Source organism: Brevibacterium sp. FME37 (assembly GCF_014897485.1).
GTDB lineage: Bacteria > Actinomycetota > Actinomycetes > Actinomycetales > Brevibacteriaceae > Brevibacterium.
The window spans coordinates 60017-76468 of record NZ_JABUYE010000019.1 but is presented as its reverse complement, the minus strand read 5'-3'; the positions used below and the strand labels follow the sequence as shown (position 1 = coordinate 76468).

Below are 16452 nucleotides of genomic sequence, written 5' to 3'. Positions count from 1 at the left end.
CTTTTTGGTGAGGGGTCATTCCGCTTCGGTGGGATGGCCCCTTTCTCGCATTCATGGGTGAGGTCATTCCCGGTTGGGAGTGGCCTCTTCTGCATTCAACGGCGATATGCCGTCCGAGCCTTGGGCTCACCACTTCGTGTTTGAGTGGGAGAGCGTCCTAGGTGGCCTTGATGGTCGGTGGGGCAGTCTCTGCCTTGCGCCACACTGACGGCTGCTGTCTCACACCGTGCTGAGTCCGAGGAAACGACGAACCACCTCGGCACCAACAACCTCCACGGGATCCTGTCCACGTCTGATATCTTCGGCGGGAAGAATCACTTGGTGCTCCATACGAGCCTGTCCGTCCTGCGCGACAATGGTCTTCATTCCATTGGGGGAGTAGCCCAGCTTCTCCGAGACTCTGCGACTGGCAGCATTTCCCTCGAAGAAACCGGAATGAAACTCGCTGGCACCGAAATGGTCGGTAAACGTCGTCACCGCCGTTTGCCGCATCCGAGTCCCATATCCTTTGCCCTGCTCATTCAGAGCCAACCATGAACCCGTTGAGACTGACCTGGTGCGGACGAAATCCTTGGCACTGACTCCCTGCACGCCCACCGCTCGGCCGTCGACCCTGACGGTGAACTCGATGGTCCAGTCATCGACTCGGAAGTTGGCTCGCGTGCTCCATTGATACCGAGCGATGGACTGGGCGATCTCTTCCTGAGTGCCCGAATCCCAATTGACGAGAAACGCCGGCAGATCATCCCTGCGCACTCCGCCGTTCGCGATATCGGCCAATTCTGGATAATCCGATTCGCGTACTGGGGACAACTCCATGTGTCCGCACCGGATATTCAAGCCGAAGGGTGGCCAAATCTCTTCCAAATCCATAAATTGAGTCTAACCGTGGAGAGGACGGCAGCGGGCGAATCGTCAAAATTTGCAGTATACCAAACAGACGGTTTGTTACTGTACTGTCCATTATTCGGTCGTTCCAGCTCATGTTATGCGGGTCACGGTAAGTTGATCCCATGAGCTTACATCCATCACTGCAGCCAATCTTCGACACAGTGCTTCACCGCAATCCCGGAGAGTCGGAGTTTCATCAAGCGGTACAGGAAGTTCTCCATTCCCTGGGCCCTGTCGTTGACAAGCACCCTGAATACCTCGAACTCTCAACTTTCGAGCGCCTCTGCGAACCTGAACGCCAGATCATCTTCCGGGTCCCGTGGATCGATGACCAGGGTGTCGTCCAGATCAACCGAGCATTTCGAGTTCAATTCAACTCTGCTCTCGGCCCCTACAAGGGTGGACTGCGCTTCCACCCCTCAGTGAACTTGGGAATCGTGAAATTTCTCGGCTTCGAGCAGATCTTCAAAAACGCGATCACCGGCCTGCCCATCGGCGGCGGCAAAGGCGGATCCGATTTCGATCCGAAGGGACGCAGCGACCTTGAGATCATGCGTTTCTGCCAGTCGTTCATGACTGAGCTCTCCCGTCACATCGGCGAATACCGAGATGTCCCGGCGGGAGACATCGGTGTCGGCGGCCGCGAGATCGGCTACTTGTTCGGACAGTACAAACGCATGAAGAACGAGTATGAAGCTGGCGTACTCACCGGCAAGGGCCTCTCCTACGGCGGATCAATGGTGCGCACGGAGGCCACCGGTTTCGGTGTCGTGTACTTCCTCAAAGACATGCTCGCTGCAGCAAAGAAGAACATCGACGGACGCACCCTCTCGATCTCCGGATCGGGAAACGTGGCCGTGTTCGCTGCAGAGAAGGCCACTGCCTTCGGAGGAACAGTCATCACGATGTCCGACTCAAGCGGGTTCATCCATGACCCGGATGGGATCGACACCGAAATCGTCAAGCGCATCAAGTTCGAAGAACGCGGTCGCATCTCCGAATACGTCGATGAACGCGGTGGCCGTGCAAAGTATTACGAGGGCGGCAACGTCTGGGACATCGAGGTTGACGTCGCACTTCCCTGCGCAACTCAGAACGAGCTCGATGCCGACTCGGCACGAACCCTCGTTGGCAACGGCGTCATCGCACTTGCTGAGGGAGCAAACATGCCGTGCACCCCGGAAGCAGTGAAGACCTTCTCCGACGCCGGCGTGCTCTTCGCCCCGGGCAAGGCAGCCAACGCCGGAGGTGTCGCCACCAGCGCGCTGGAGATGCAGCAGAACGCCAGCCGCGACACCTGGGACTTCGACTTCACCGAAGCCCGTCTGGCAGAGATCATGGGCGACATCCACGACAGCTGCGCCGTCGCAGCCGCAGAGTTCGGTTCACCAGGCGACTACGTTGCCGGTGCGAACATTGCAGGCTTCATTCGGGTCTCCGAAGCGATGCTCGCACAGGGCGTCATCTGACCTCAGCGACAATGCGCAGGCAGCAGCCGCTGCCTTGAAGGCATACAACGGCCCTCCGACTCTCAGGCAGCTTCACACGAAGCCGTCGAGACGTCGGAGGGCCGTTGTCATTGCCTCGAGACTTCGCTCAGCGAGGCCCCATCGTTCCGTAGGCCTTGCGCCAACGCAGGAGTGGTTTGTCTTTGCTGCTATTCGCGCCGGTCCCCATCGACACCACCTCCCCGACAACGAGGCTGTGCGTCGCCACCTCCAAGACCTCCGTGGTCCGCAGTTCGAACCAGGCGATCGCATCCGTGAGCACCGGCTGTCCTGAATGGGGGGCCGGAAACGTATCGATGCCCTTCAGCGAGCCGTAAAGAGGCTGGCCAGGCGCGCCCAAGCGCTCAGAGATGTCTCGCTGGGAGGAATTGAGCAAGGAGATGGCGTAATGCGCACTCGTCTCCAGAGTCTCCATCATGCGTGACCCGCCATAGATGCTGATGGCCATCGTCGGCGGGTCATAGGACACGTCGAGGAACGAGTCGACGGTGATCGCGTGCAGGGCGTTGCCGCGCTTGGCTGAAACCACAGCCACGGCCGCAGCTATGTCATCGCTGAGTTCGCGATAGCGTTCTGTGAGGGAATCCTCGTGAGTTCTGTCCATGGCACTCATTCTAGGGAACTACAATGGAGCCATGACCTATCCAGCATCAGGTGGTTCAGCAACAATCGAGCGTGAGCAGTCCGAGCAACTTGTTGAACCCGGCGACCACGAACGTTTCAGCCACTACGCACCTAAAGACAAGATCATGGAATCCATGGTCACGGGCACACCGCTCATTGCCCTGTGCGGAAAGGTGTGGGTGCCGACCCGAGACCCCGAACGATTCCCCGTGTGCCCGCGATGCAAAGAGATCTACTCAACAATGTCTGAAGGACCTAAGGAGTAGATGTCCGCGGAACGTCTCCCAGGGACATCCGCCGCCGAACAACTGCCACCGGCCTTTCCTGAGCGTGCTGCTTGGGGAACGGCCGGAAAGTTGCGCGCTTGGCAGGCTGAGGCCCTGGAACAGTATTTTCGGGAACAGCCGAAGGATTTTCTCGCTGTCGCGACACCGGGCGCGGGCAAGACGACATTCGCTCTGCGCGTAGCTGCAGAGCTGTTGGCACAGCGCGTCGTCAACAGAGTCACCGTCGTCGCACCCACCGAACACCTCAAGGTGCAGTGGGCCGATTCCGCCTCACGCGTGGGCATCAAACTCGACCCGCACTTCAAGAATGCTCAAGGCAAACACGCCCCCGGCTATCACGGCGTTGCCATCACCTACGCGCAGGTGGCTGCCAAACCGGTCCTGCACCACAACCGGACCGCAGCCGGGCGCACCCTGGTCATCCTCGATGAGGTTCACCATGGCGGTGACGCACTGTCCTGGGGCGATGCAGTACGGGAGGCCTTCGGCCCCGCTGTCCGCAGACTCTCCCTGACGGGTACTCCTTTCCGGTCTGATACCTCGCCGATCCCATTCGTCACCTATGCCCCGGACGAGAACGGCATCCGCACCTCGGTGGCAGACTATTCCTACGGCTACGGGCGGGCGCTGAGGGACTCCGTCGTCCGTCCTGTCCTGTTCCTCGCCTATGCCGGCGCTATGTCCTGGCGGACCAGAGCCGGTGACGAGATGTCCCACGTCCTCGGCGAAGACACGACGAAGGACATCAACTCCCAGGCGTGGCGGACAGCGCTCGACCCCGGCGGCGACTGGATTCCAGCGGTGCTCAAGGCCGCAGACCGACGTCTGACAGAGGTCAGACGGACCGTGCACGACGCCGGTGGCCTTGTCATCGCCACAGACCAGGACAACGCGCGCGCCTATGCCAAGGTGCTGCGCGAACTCACTGGGGAGGCGCCTACGGTCGTTCTCTCCGACGAAGCTGGAGCCTCGGCGCGGATCGAGCAATTCCAGAACTCCACCGACCGGTGGATGGTCGCGGTTCGCATGGTGTCCGAAGGCGTCGACGTGCCGCGACTGTGCGTCGGGGTCTATGCGACCTCCTCGGCGACTCCACTGTTCTTCGCACAGGCCATCGGACGTTTCGTGCGTGCACGCAAACGCGGTGAGACCGCGTCTGTGTTCCTGCCTTCCGTCCCGATCCTCCTGGCCCTGGCCAATACGATGGAAGTCGAACGCGATCACGCTCTCGACCGACCCAAGAACGAGGACGAGAACGATGTCGTCGTCTTCGACGACCAGGCCATGGAACAGGCGAACCGTGAAGAGGGAGCCTCTGACCAGATGGGCTCCTTCGAAGCACTCGGTGCCGAGGCACTCTTCGACCGGGTGCTCTTCGACGGCGGTGAGTTCGGCACGGGCGGAGCGGTCGGTTCCGAAGATGAACTGGACTTCATCGGTATTCCCGGACTGCTCGAACCAGACCAAGTCCACGAACTGCTGCGAACCCAGCAGGCGCGCCAGGCAAAGCGGAAGACCGCTGCGGCGCCACCGGCACCGGAAACCGAACCCAGCGAGCTCGATCACAGGGCGATGAAGGAAGAGCGCAACCAGCTCCAGAGCCTCGTCGGCGCCTGGTCACGGCGCACCGGCTCACCCCACAAAACCGTTCACGTCGAGCTGCGCAAGGCCTGCGGGGGACCGGCCGTGGCACAGGCGACCCGGGAACAGATCCAAGCCCGGATCGCAAAGCTCCAAGGCTGGTTCATCGGCAAGAAGTGAGCCCCCCGTCCGCCTGCGCAGAGAGGACTTTTCGACCTCGGTTCAGCCTGGCCGATCTTGGTTCATCCGGCCGGCCTCAACTCGGGTCAGTCCTGATTACTTGGGACAGAACGTCACTTGGCTTAGAACGTCACTTGGGATAGAAGACCGTGGGGATCGCCGGTTCGCCGTCCTGCATGCGCCTGGCTGAACGTGGCAGTTCGGCCAGGGACTCGTCGTGCCGAGCACAGGCCTTCGTGACTCCGTCGGCGCCGATATAGGACTCATCGATCTCACCATCGACCACCAGGTCAACAGTCAGCGACCGGCCATCGCCGAGGTCGTCCGGCAGGGTCGGGATGCCGACGGCCTCCTCGACGGCAATCGCACCATCGATGATTCGCAGAGCGTCCTTGTTCCCTCCGCGTGAGGGTTTGCCGGTGGAGTTCTTTGCCACAGAGGTCCATGCCCCCGATTCGTCGGCCCGAGCCACGAGCTTGTACACGAGTCCCGCGGCCGGCGAACCCGAACCGGTGACCACTCGTGTTCCGACACCGTAGGAATCCACGGGGGAGGCGGCGAGAGCCGCGATCGCATATTCGTCGAGATCACTGGTGACCGTGATGGTCGTATCGTGAGCGCCGAGGCGGTCGAGGCCCGCACGGACTTCGCTGGCCTGTTCGACGAGGTCGCCCGAGTCGATGCGCACGCCACCCAGATTCTTCCCGGCCAGTCGGACGGCCGTGGCCAGCGCCTTCTCGACGTCATAGGTATCCAGGAGCAGAGTCGTGTCGGTGCCCAGGGATTTGAGTTGAGCGGCGAAGGCCTCCTGCTCCGAGTCGTGGAGCAGGGTGAAGGAATGAGCTGAAGTGCCGATCGTGCGCAGTCCGTAGCGGAGGCCGGCGGCGAGATTCGATGTCGACGCGAAACCGCCGATGACGGCCGCGCGGGCAGCGGCGACCGCAGCGTGTTCGTTGGTGCGGCGCCCGCCCATCTCCGCGCAGGGCCGATCGCCGGCAGCCTGAGCCATTCGTGAGGCCGCCGAGGCGACTGCGCAGTCGTAGTTCATCGCTGAGAGGATGAGCGTCTCGAGGATGACTCCTTCAGCGAAGGTGGACTCGATCGTCAGCAGCGGGGAGCCGGGGAAGTAGATCTCGCCCTCCGCATACCCGCGGATGCTGCCGGAGAACGAGTAGTCGGCCAGCCAGTCGATGGTTCGCGAATCGACGATCTGCTCACGGCTGAGAAACGAGAGTTCCTCGTCGCCGAAGCGGAAGTCCCGGAGCATCTCGAGGATGCGGCCAGTACCGGCAACGACCCCGTAGCGCCGGCCGGCAGGCAGACTGCGGCCGAAGACTTCAAACAGGCTTCTGCGGTGAGCAGCACCCGATTCCAGCGCTGCCTGGACCATCGTCAATTCGTACTGATCGGTGTAGAAAGCCGTCGAACCGGTCCGTGTGAGATCACTCATAGGCGCGATACTACGTCACGACAGCGTCAGTGTTCTGCCGTAAGGTGGAAACGTGAGCAATCCAACGACTCCAGTTCTGGAGCCGGAGGTCGACATTCGACCGGCGACAGAACAGGCAAAGCCATGGAAGACCGTCGTCTTCAACGACCCCGTCAACCTCATGAGCTACGTCAGCTACGTCTTCGAAGCCTATTTCGGGTATTCGACCGAGAAGGCTGAGTCGCTGATGCTTGAAGTCCATGAGAATGGTCGCAGCGTCGTCGCCACCGGCGGACGTGAAGCCATGGAGAGGGACACTCAAGCCATGCACGAATACGGTTTGTGGGCCGCGTGCCAACCTGAAGCAGGATCCGACTGACATATGGCAGCAATTGACGCACGTGGGGACGATGTCGTCCTCAAACTCGAGGAAAACGAACGATCCCTCATGCTCACCGTCTTCACCGACTTGGCGGCGCTCTTGGCGGAAGACGACAGTGAAGATGGTCGCCCCGATTCGGAGAATTGGGAGGCACGCCTCGGCCTGGTCGATCGCCCGCGCCCTCAAGACCCCGCATTGCTGCGACTCTTCCCGGACGTCGATCCCCTCGATGAAGAACGTTCACAGGAGTTCCGACGCCTCACCGAGTTCGACCTTCAACAGGCGAAGGCACACAACGTGCGCATCGTCCTCAACGGTCTGGCCAAGGGACCTTCGATCGCATTGAACCACGATGAGGTTCTGGCGTGGATGAAGGGACTCAACGATCTGCGCTTGGTCCTTGCCGTTCGCATGGGCATCGACTCAGAGGAAGCCCAAGAGGAGAAATATGCTCACCGGGACGACCTTGACGAGTCCGAAGAGCTCACACTGACCCTGTATGACTTCCTGACCTGGATTCAGGATCGACTCACCACTACCTTGCTCGGCGACCTGCACGCGGACGACGATTCATGAAACTCACCGCCATCGGCACCGCCGGGTCCTTTCCCGGCCCCAACTCGGCCGCCAGCTGCTACCTCATCGAAACCGACGAGGAATCACCGACGCGCATCGTGCTCGACCTCGGCTCCGGGGCACTGGGCCCATTGCAACGTGCAGTCAACACGGATGGGCTGAGCGCGGTCGTGCTCAGCCACCTGCACCCCGATCACTGCATGGACATGACGGGCCTGTACGTCAAGCACTGCTACGACCCGAAGTTCTTCAACGGCAACGTCTCCGACACCGGCTCGATCCGCACCCGGACAAGCGTCCTCGCCCCGGCCGGTGCACAGGAACGGCTGACCCGGGCCTATTACACCGACCCTGGAAAGTCTCCAGTCGCCGCCAGCGGACATGACTCCGACCTCAGTCATGCCTTCGACTTCGCCGACCTCGACCACGGGACCACCCATCAGGTGGGAAGCCTGCAGATCGAAGCCTTCCTCGTCGACCACCCGGTCGAGGCCTATGCGCTGCGGATCACGGACGCAAAGGGCGGCGTGATCACCTACTCCGGTGACAGCGACGAATGCGACAACCTCGTCGAGGCGGCCCGCGGAGCAGACCTGTTCCTCTGCGAGGCCGCCTTCCAGGAAGATCGCGACGTCGCCCGCGGCATCCACCTCACCGGCAAACGGGCTGGACGTGTGGCTCAGGCGGCAGACGTCCAGTCCCTGGTTCTCACCCACATTCCTTCCTGGACGGACTGCTCCATCGTCCGTGGCGAAGCCGCCCGCGAGTTTCGTGGACCGATCGAACTGGCCAAGCCGGGCAACAGCTGGACCGTGTGACGGACCGACCAGAACAGAACAGCACCGACAAACGAAAGAGGCCCACCGTGCGCGCAGACGGACGAAACGCAGACGAACTCCGAGAAGTGACAATCACTCGCAACTGGATCAACACCGCCGAAGGTTCCGCACTGGTGGAATTCGGAAACACCCGCGTACTGGTAGCGGGTTCGTTGACCGCAGGAGTGCCGCGTTGGCTCAAGGGCCAGGGCCGCGGCTGGGTCACCGCAGAATATGCGATGCTGCCCCGCGCCACGGATTCCCGCAACACCCGCGAGTCCGTCAAGGGCAAACTGGGCGGACGCACACATGAGATCTCGCGCCTCATCGGTCGCAGCCTGCGTGCAGTCATCGACCTCGAAAAGCTCGGCGAGAACACCCTTGTGCTCGACTGCGATGTCCTCCAAGCAGACGGCGGCACTCGGACTGCCTCGATCACGGGCGCCTACGTCGCACTGGCCGACGCGATCGACAAAGGTCGTTCGACGGGAATCATCCCTGCCGCGAACAACCCGATCAAAGACTCGATCGCCGCGATCAGCGTCGGCATCATCGACGGCGAACCCGTCCTCGACCTGCCCTACGTCGAAGACTCGCGTGCCGACACCGACATGAACGTCGTCATGACCGGCAGTGGACAGTTCGTCGAGGTTCAGGGAACCGCCGAAGGTGCCCCCTTCGACCGTGCGGAACTGGGACAGCTGCTCGACCTCGCCGCCAAAGGCTGCACCGACCTGACCCGCATCCAGACTGAGGTGCTGGGCAAATGACCACCTTCGTGCTGGCCACCCACAACGAGGGGAAGAGGCGCGAGCTCCTCGCGATCCTCCTCCCCGCGCTGGGGGAGAACACCCACGTTATGACAGCCGCCGAGGCGGGCCTCGGCGATATCCCGGAAACCGGGGTCACGTTCGCAGAGAACGCACTGCTGAAGGCCCGTGCCGCGGCGCAGGCCACCGGTCACACCTCCATTGCCGATGATTCGGGGATCGCAGTCGACGTCCTGGGCGGAGCACCGGGAATTTTCTCCGCGAGGTGGGCAGGAAGGCACGGAGACGATCGGGCCAACCTCGAACTTCTGCTCGCTCAGCTCTCGGACATTTCGAGCGAACATCGCGGGGCGCAGTTCCGTTGCGCTGCCGCAGCGGTGACCTCGGACGGCCGCGAATTCTCGGCTGAAGGAGTCATGCCAGGGCGTCTGGCCACGAGTCCGTCGGGAGAACACGGGTTCGGCTATGACCCGATCTTCATCCCCGACGGAGGTGACATCAGTGCCGCGCGGATGACACCGGAGGAGAAGAACTCCCGGTCACACCGGAGAGTCGCCTTCGACAAGCTCGCCGCAGTCCTCGCCGCACAGACAGGTCTCTGAAAGCAGCGCCCCGTGCTCCGGACTAGTACTGGAGAGGACCCGGATAGCTTCCGGGTCCACCTCATTCGTTCTTTTCCACGATATGAGCACTGACGCCTCGCCTGGTGAGAACTTCGGCTAAACTGACGAGGCCGGTGCACGCCTGTGCAATGACCGGCCTGAGAAGACGAATGAGCCAGTGTGGGCTCGTGAAAATGGGAGAGCGATGAAGACTCCACGTGTCGGTTCGTGGATGGCAGCCCTGGCTGCCTCGAGCCTGATCCTGACAGGTTGCTCGGCGGGAGCCTCGGACTCCGGCGAGGAGGCGAAGAATGACTCGATGACGATCGCGTTCACCGCTGAACCGGTCAACCTCGACTTCACCTCCACCTCGGGTGTGGCCATCCCCGAGGCTCTGATGGAAAACGTCTACGAATCACTCGTCCGCGTCGACGGTGAGGGAGAGATCCAACCGGGACTGGCTCAGGACTGGGACGTGTCGAAAGACCGCAAGACCTACACCTTCCATCTGCAGAAGGGCGTGAAGTTCTCCAACGGTGCAGACCTCACGAGCGAGGACGTGAAGTTCTCCTATGAGCGGGTGCAGGACGAGTGGAAGAACGCCCTGAAGTCCAAGATGGACATCGTCGACTCAATCGAGACCCCTGATGACCTCACCGTGGAGATCGCGCTCAAAAAACCCTCCAACACGTGGCTGTTCAACATGACCAGCCTCGTCGGTGCGGTCTTCGACACCGAAGGCACCGACGACCTGGCCAACGAAGCCATCGGCACAGGGCCCTTCGCGATCGAGAAATTCACCCGCGGACAGTCGATCGACTTCGCAGCCCGGGATGACTACTGGGGCGAGAAACCAGCCGTCAAGAACGTCCAATTCAAATACTTCCAAGATGCGGTATCGGCCTCGAACGCTCTGAAATCCGGAGAGATCGACGTCGTCTCCAACCTCCAGGCTCCCGAACTGGCCGGAGAGTTCCAGGGCAAGGAATACCAGATCATCTCCGGCACCACGAACGGTGAAGTCGTGCTCTCGATGAACAATGCGCAGGGTATCTTCAAAGACAAGAAGGCCCGCGAGGCCGTCATGCATGCCATCGATCGCAAGGCTGTCCTCGACACCGCATGGGCCGGCTATGGAGAGCTCATCGGTTCAATGGTCCCGCCGACAGACCCGTACTACGAGGATCTGACCGGAGTCTGGGACTTCGACCCGCAGAAGGCCAAGGACCTCATCAGGGACGCCGGTATCGAAGGGGAGACGTTCGCCTTCACCGTGCCGAACCTGCCGTATGCGAAGGCGATCTCCGAGATCGTGTCTGCACAGCTGGAAGAGGTCGGACTCAAGGCCGACATCGAGACGCAGGAATTCCCGGCCGTCTGGCTGGACAAGACATTCACCGAGCACAAGTTCGACATGTCAGTGATCAACCATGCCGAACCTCGCGACATCCTCACCGTCTTCTCCAACGACTACTACATCGGCTACGACGATTCGAAGATCAAGAAGATCGCAGAGAAGGCCGACACCGGCACGGAAAAGGAATACGTCTCAGGGATGAAGGAGATCGCGAAGACGATCACCGAGGACGCAGCCTCGGACTTCCTGTTCCTGTTCCCCAACCTGGTCATCGCGAAATCCGACGTCGCTGGAATCCCTGCCAACAGGGTCTCCGATGCATTCCGGATCGCGGATCTGAGCTGGAACTGAAGACCCCTCACCCATGATCACCTATGTGGCCAACCGTGCGATCCAGTTCGTTCTGGCACTGATCGTCGCCTCGGTGGTGGTCTTCGCGCTCATGAGCCTCCTGCCCGGCAACGCCGCACAGGTCGCGCTGGGGACGAACGCCACACCTGAGGCCGTGGCGGCGCTGGAAGCCCAGTACGGACTCGATCAGCCGCCCCTCATCCGATACTTCAATTGGGTCGTGGGCATGCTCACCGGCAACTTCGGAACCTCGTATGTGACTGGGGCCGCGATCACCCCGGTCATCGTCGGCAGCGTGCAGGTCACCGGCATCCTCGTCATTGCCGCGATCATCCTGGCGATCATCATCGCGGTCCCGTTGGGTACCTTCGCTGCACTGGAACAGCGCAACTGGATCGGAGTCACGATCTCTGCCCTGAGCCAGATCGGCATCGCCGTGCCGAACTTCCTCGCCGCCATCATCCTCGTCATCGTCTTCTCCCTGACTCTGGGCTGGTTCCCTTCCCAGGGGTGGATGGCCCCGGTCGAGGGACTGGGCGGGTTCCTCAGCCGACTCGTGCTGCCTGTGGTGTCCCTGGCGCTCGTTCAAGCCGCGATCCTCACCCGATACGTGCGATCGGCGGTCCTCGATGTCATGCGCGAGGACTACATCCGCACCGCCCGGGCCAAGGGGCTGACTCGAACCAAGGCGCTCTTCGTCCATGGTCTGCGCAACGCTGCCATCCCCGTCATCACCGTGGCCGGGGTACAGCTCGCGACGCTCCTCGTCGGTGCCGTCATCATCGAACAGATCTTCGTCATCCCCGGCATCGGGTCCGCACTTGTGCGTGCTGTGGCCAACCGTGATCTCGTCACGGTCCAGGGCGTCGTCATGGTCCTCGTATTCCTCGTGCTCATCATCAACCTCATCGTCGACGTGCTCGTGCCCGTCGTCGACCCCCGGATCAGGAACGCATCATGAGTGAGAACCCGAGCATCACGTCGGCGGGAGGAACCACAACGGATCATCGCAGACGCACGAAGCTGCGGCTCAATGCCTCGATGGTCATCGGTGCCGTCCTCATCCTCCTCATCGTCGCCCTCGCGCTCGTGTCCTTCGTCTGGACCCCCTACGATCCCAGTGCCGTGGACCCGGTGGCACGGCTGCAGTCCTCGAGCCCCGAGCACCTGCTCGGCACCGACAAATTCGGCCGCGACACCCTGACCTGGATCATGTACGGCGCTCGGATCACGCTGATGGTCGGGATCGTGGCCGTGGGCATTGCGGTGCTCATCGGCACTCCCATCGGCATCATCGCCGCAGTCTTCGCCCAGTATCCGTGGGGTGTATGGCTGAGCGCGGTGATCATGCGCGCCAACGACATCCTGCTCGCGTTCCCCGCACTGCTGCTGGCAATCGTCTTCGCCGCCGTCTTCTCGCCGGGGACCGGGCCGGCCATGGTGGCCGTGGGAATCGCTGCGATCCCCGGGTTCGCCCGCGTCGCCCGCTCGGGCACGATGCAGGTCCTCGGCTCCGAATATGTGCGCGCGGCCAAGGCCTCGAACCGGAGTGCTCCGGCGATCGCCATCGTCCACGTTCTGCCCAACATCGCCAGCATGGTCATCGTGCAGGCCTCCGTGGCTTTCGCGATCTCGGTCCTCGCCGAGGCGGGTCTGTCCTTCTTGGGGCTGGGCACACAGGCGCCGGTGCCCTCCTGGGGTCGGATGCTCCAGGAGTCCCAGCAGTTCCTGTCCACCCAGCCCGAACTGGCACTGTGGCCAGGCCTGTTCATCGCCCTCGCCGTGCTCGGCTTCAACCTCTTCGGCGATGGACTCCGCGACCGATTCGACCCGAAGATGGAGGCCCGCGGCAATGTCTGAGAACCTGCTCGAGGTCCGTGACCTCACCATCACCCCAGCCGGCGCCGAGGCTCCTGTTCTCCACGATGTGTCACTGAGCCTCTCTCCTGGTGAGAGGGTCGGACTGATCGGAGAATCAGGATCAGGGAAGTCCCTGACCGCCCAGGCCGTGATGGGACTGCTGCCCGAAGAGCTGCGATCCGACGGCACCGTGTCCCTGCAGGGCTTTGCCGGAAACATCCTGGAGGCGAAGGAGAAGACCTTGGCCCGGATGCGTTCCGACCTCGTCTCCATGGTGTTCCAGGAGCCGATGAGCGCACTCAACCCGCTGATGCGCATCGGGGACCAGATCGCCGAGGTGCTGCGCATCCATGGCGACGTGGCCCGCCGCGATATTCCTGGTCGAGTTCTCGACCTGCTGACCAGCGTGCACATGCCCGCCCCGGAAAGTGCCCGCTACGCCTATCCGCACCAGATGTCGGGCGGACAGCGACAGCGCGTGATGTTGGCCATCGCCCTGGCGAACTCGCCCCGGCTGCTGATCTGCGACGAGCCGACGACGGCTCTCGACGTCACCGTGCAGAAGCACATGCTCGAACTCATCGCCGAACGGGTCTCCGCTGTCCAGGCGGGACTGCTGTTCATCACCCACGACCTGGCCGTCGTCGCCGAGGTGTGTGAGCGTGTCATCGTCATGTACGCCGGACGCATCGTCGAGACCGGCAGCGTCAAGCAGATCTTCACGGATCCTCAGCACGAATACACGCGCGGACTGCTGGCCTCCTCCGACTTAGAGGCCACCGACGCTCACGGAAAGCTCTTCTCACTCAAGACGGCACGCTCATATGCAGGGCCGATCGACGAGGCAGAGCGGGCAGCTGCAACTGGGCCGGTTGTCGCAGATGAGCCGGGCGATGTGCGAGTGCCGACAGATGTGCGAGAACCAGTTCCCACCTCGGCGGGGGAAGCACACGAGGCAGTCCATTCCCCACCGCTCATCGACGTCAGCGGAGTCTCGAAGCACTTCCGCTCCGGCGGATTGCTGCTGCGCAGACGGTCTCCGGTCCGCGCACTCGACGACATCAGCTTCAGCGTCGCGTCTGGGCAGCGCTTGGGAATCGTGGGGGAGTCGGGGTCGGGAAAATCGACCATACTCAACATTCTCTCAGGACTCGACCGACCCACCTCTGGGCATGTGAGGGTCGGCGACATCCGGGTCGAGTCCGCGAGCTCATCGGCACTGCGGACGCTGCGCGAGGATCTGCAGATCGTCTTCCAAGACCCCTTCGCCTCACTTGACCCTCGCATGCGGGTCGAAGATATCGTCTCCGAACCCCTGATCGCACGCGGTATGGCACGGGACGAACGACTGAGCCGGGTGCAAGAGATGCTGCTGGCCGTCGATCTCGACACGAAGGCCATGCGACGCTACCCACACCAATTCTCCGGCGGACAGCGACAGCGGATCTCGATCGCCAGGGCGCTGGTGACCAGGCCCCAGATCCTTGTCGCCGACGAACCCGTCTCCGCCCTCGACGTGTCCGTGCGCGCCCAGGTCCTCAACTTACTCACCGACCTAGTCGATGACTACGCGCTGACCCTGCTCTTCGTCTCCCACGACCTCGGCGTCGTCAAACACCTGTGCTCCGATGTCATCGTCATGAAGGACGGACACATCGTCGAATCCGGGTCGACGGAGGACATCTACGCCCACCCACGTGAGGATTACACCCGGAGCCTCATCGCGGCCACCCCCAGCCTGGCCGGAGCGCTCGCCTCAGTACCCTGAGCCCGACGCTGCGCAATGAACTCAGCAGATGCAACAGAAGAAAGGACGGCAGATGAGCCACACCACGCTTGCCGACCACAGCGCAGAAGCCCTGACCAGCGGCTACGCTTCAGGAGACGTTGACCCACTCGAGGTCTTCACAGCAGTCGTGGAGAGGATGGACGAATGCGAACCCGTCATCAACGCTCTCCACCACCGAGACGATGACCGTTCTCATGCTGCTGCGAACGCCAGCGCTGTTCGCTGGCGAGAAGGCCGAGCACTCGGCCCCCTCGACGGAGTCCCGGTCACGATCAAGGAGAACGTCGCACGCAGGGGAGTGCCGATGCCCAGCGGCCACGCCTGGTCGCAAGTACCGGTGTCGACGCACGACGCTCCGATCACCCAACGCCTCGAGGAGGCCGGAGCGGTCATCGTCGGATCAACGACGATGCCCGACTGGGGCATGCTCTCATCCGGAGTCTCCTCTCTGCACGGCATCACTCGCTCGCCCCTGGATCCGAACCTGACCACCGGCGGATCGAGCGCGGGCGCCGGTGCCGCCGCAGCTGCCGGCTACGGTCCCATCCACATCGGGTCCGATATCGGCGGATCGATCCGCCTGCCCTGTACCTGGATGGGGCTGGCCGGCCTCAAACCCAGCTTCGGCCGGGTCCCGCTCGACGCCCCGTACATGGGCCGATGTGCCGGGCCGCTGGCCAGGACGATGGCCGACGTCAAGGCCGCGATGGACATCATCTCCGCACCCGACGACCGTGACTACTCGAGCCTGCCCCCTTCTGATGGTCAGAGCCCCGAGCGAACCGTGTTCGACCCGAAGGGGCTGAGGGTCGGTCTCCAGCTCGATGCCGGATGCGGAGAATCCGTCAACCCGGAAATCGCTTCGGCCATCGCCGAGGCTGCCGATCGTTTCGCACAAGCCGGCGCGATCGTCGACACCCTCGCCCCGTTCATCGATGATGAGCTGCTGAGAGATATGGACCTGTTCTGGCGTGTGCGCTCGTGGGGCGACCTGCGCGCCCTCCCCGTGGCAGAACAGGCACTCATCCTGCCCTACATCCAGCAATGGGCCCAGGGCGGGGCCGATGTCACCGGGCTCAGGCTGATGGAGTGCTATCACAGCGTGCAGGAGATCCGACGTCGCAGCGTGGCAGCCACAGCAGGCTACGACCTGGTCATCTCTCCGGTCTCACCGGACGCAGCATTCCCAGCCGAACAGCCCATGCCCTACCCGAAGGTCCACGAACCCATGGGGCATATCGGCTTCACCATGCCCTACAACATGTCAGAGCAGCCGGCAGGCACCGTCCTGGCCGGCTACACCAAGGATGGTCGGACCATCGGCGCCCAGATCTCGGGACGCCGCTTCGCCGACGAACTCGTGATGGCGGCCGGGTCCTGGTTCGAACAGGCAGCAGGAATTGCCGCACCTGTGCGGGCCACGATGAGCTGAGAACGCCAACGGAAG

General features: G+C 62.5%; 16 protein-coding genes. 13 read left to right on the top strand and 3 right to left on the bottom strand.

Annotation, left to right across the window (positions count from 1 at the left end; all coding sequences use genetic code 11):
- Positions 1-219: 219 nt before the first annotated feature.
- Positions 220-819 (bottom strand): GNAT family N-acetyltransferase, encoded by a 600-nt coding sequence (locus INT29_RS17890; protein WP_101569577.1) that lies wholly within the window; start codon positions 817-819, stop codon positions 220-222.
- 194 nt (positions 820-1013) lie between these two features.
- On the opposite strand from INT29_RS17890, the gene gdhA reads away from it, so the two are divergent.
- The gene (gene gdhA / locus INT29_RS17885) at positions 1014-2360 is read left to right on the top strand and encodes an NADP-specific glutamate dehydrogenase (RefSeq protein ID WP_101569578.1); all 1347 of its coding nucleotides are present in this window, start codon (positions 1014-1016) and stop codon (positions 2358-2360) included.
- A 127-nt stretch (positions 2361-2487) separates the two neighbouring features.
- Here gdhA and INT29_RS17880 read toward each other — a convergent pair whose 3' ends face one another.
- A complete protein-coding gene (locus INT29_RS17880; protein ID WP_101569579.1) occupies positions 2488-3003 on the bottom strand; it encodes a flavin reductase family protein in 516 nt (171 codons plus the stop codon).
- Between the two features lie 31 nt (positions 3004-3034).
- Between INT29_RS17880 and INT29_RS17875 the strand changes: the two genes are divergently transcribed.
- Positions 3035-3289 carry a DUF3039 domain-containing protein gene (locus tag INT29_RS17875; protein ID WP_096160529.1) on the top strand — a complete coding sequence of 85 codons (255 nt, stop codon included), beginning with the start codon at positions 3035-3037 and terminating at the stop codon, positions 3287-3289.
- Positions 3290-5071 (top strand): DEAD/DEAH box helicase, encoded by a 1782-nt coding sequence (locus INT29_RS17870; protein ID WP_101569580.1) that lies wholly within the window; start codon positions 3290-3292, stop codon positions 5069-5071.
- Between the two features lie 130 nt (positions 5072-5201).
- Here INT29_RS17870 and INT29_RS17865 read toward each other — a convergent pair whose 3' ends face one another.
- Positions 5202-6521: a nicotinate phosphoribosyltransferase gene (locus INT29_RS17865; RefSeq protein WP_193072700.1), complete on the bottom strand. Its 1320-nt coding sequence runs from the start codon at positions 6519-6521 to the stop codon at positions 5202-5204.
- Between the two features lie 52 nt (positions 6522-6573).
- Between INT29_RS17865 and clpS the strand changes: the two genes are divergently transcribed.
- From clpS to INT29_RS17815, 10 genes are all read left to right on the top strand, one after another.
- On the top strand, positions 6574-6879 hold the full coding sequence (gene clpS, locus INT29_RS17860) for an ATP-dependent Clp protease adapter ClpS (protein WP_193072698.1): 306 nt from the start codon (positions 6574-6576) through the stop codon (positions 6877-6879).
- Between the two features lie 3 nt (positions 6880-6882).
- A complete protein-coding gene (locus INT29_RS17855) occupies positions 6883-7458 on the top strand; it encodes a DUF2017 family protein (protein ID WP_101569583.1) in 576 nt (191 codons plus the stop codon).
- Positions 7455-8276, top strand: a complete 822-nt coding sequence (locus INT29_RS17850; RefSeq protein WP_101569584.1) for an MBL fold metallo-hydrolase — start codon at positions 7455-7457, stop codon at positions 8274-8276. The genes INT29_RS17855 and INT29_RS17850 overlap by 4 nt, the downstream gene beginning before the upstream one ends.
- A 47-nt stretch (positions 8277-8323) precedes the next feature.
- Positions 8324-9046, top strand: a complete 723-nt coding sequence (gene rph, locus INT29_RS17845; RefSeq protein ID WP_145997387.1) for a ribonuclease PH — start codon at positions 8324-8326, stop codon at positions 9044-9046.
- On the top strand, positions 9043-9648 hold the full coding sequence (gene rdgB / locus INT29_RS17840; RefSeq protein ID WP_193072696.1) for an RdgB/HAM1 family non-canonical purine NTP pyrophosphatase: 606 nt from the start codon (positions 9043-9045) through the stop codon (positions 9646-9648). Before rph ends, rdgB begins: the two co-directional genes overlap by 4 nt.
- A 205-nt stretch (positions 9649-9853) precedes the next feature.
- Positions 9854-11356 (top strand): ABC transporter substrate-binding protein, encoded by a 1503-nt coding sequence (locus tag INT29_RS17835; protein WP_193072694.1) that lies wholly within the window; start codon positions 9854-9856, stop codon positions 11354-11356.
- 13 nt (positions 11357-11369) lie between these two features.
- On the top strand, positions 11370-12317 hold the full coding sequence (locus INT29_RS17830) for an ABC transporter permease (RefSeq protein WP_101569588.1): 948 nt from the start codon (positions 11370-11372) through the stop codon (positions 12315-12317).
- Positions 12314-13216, top strand: coding sequence for an ABC transporter permease (locus INT29_RS17825; RefSeq protein WP_193072692.1), 903 nt, complete (start codon positions 12314-12316; stop codon positions 13214-13216). The genes INT29_RS17830 and INT29_RS17825 overlap by 4 nt, the downstream gene beginning before the upstream one ends.
- Positions 13209-14984, top strand: coding sequence for a dipeptide ABC transporter ATP-binding protein (locus INT29_RS17820; protein ID WP_193072689.1), 1776 nt, complete (start codon positions 13209-13211; stop codon positions 14982-14984). Before INT29_RS17825 ends, INT29_RS17820 begins: the two co-directional genes overlap by 8 nt.
- Before the next feature lie 52 nt (positions 14985-15036).
- Complete coding sequence (locus INT29_RS17815; protein WP_193072687.1) at positions 15037-16437, top strand: amidase; 1401 nt, start codon at positions 15037-15039, stop codon at positions 16435-16437.
- Positions 16438-16452 lie beyond the last annotated feature (15 nt).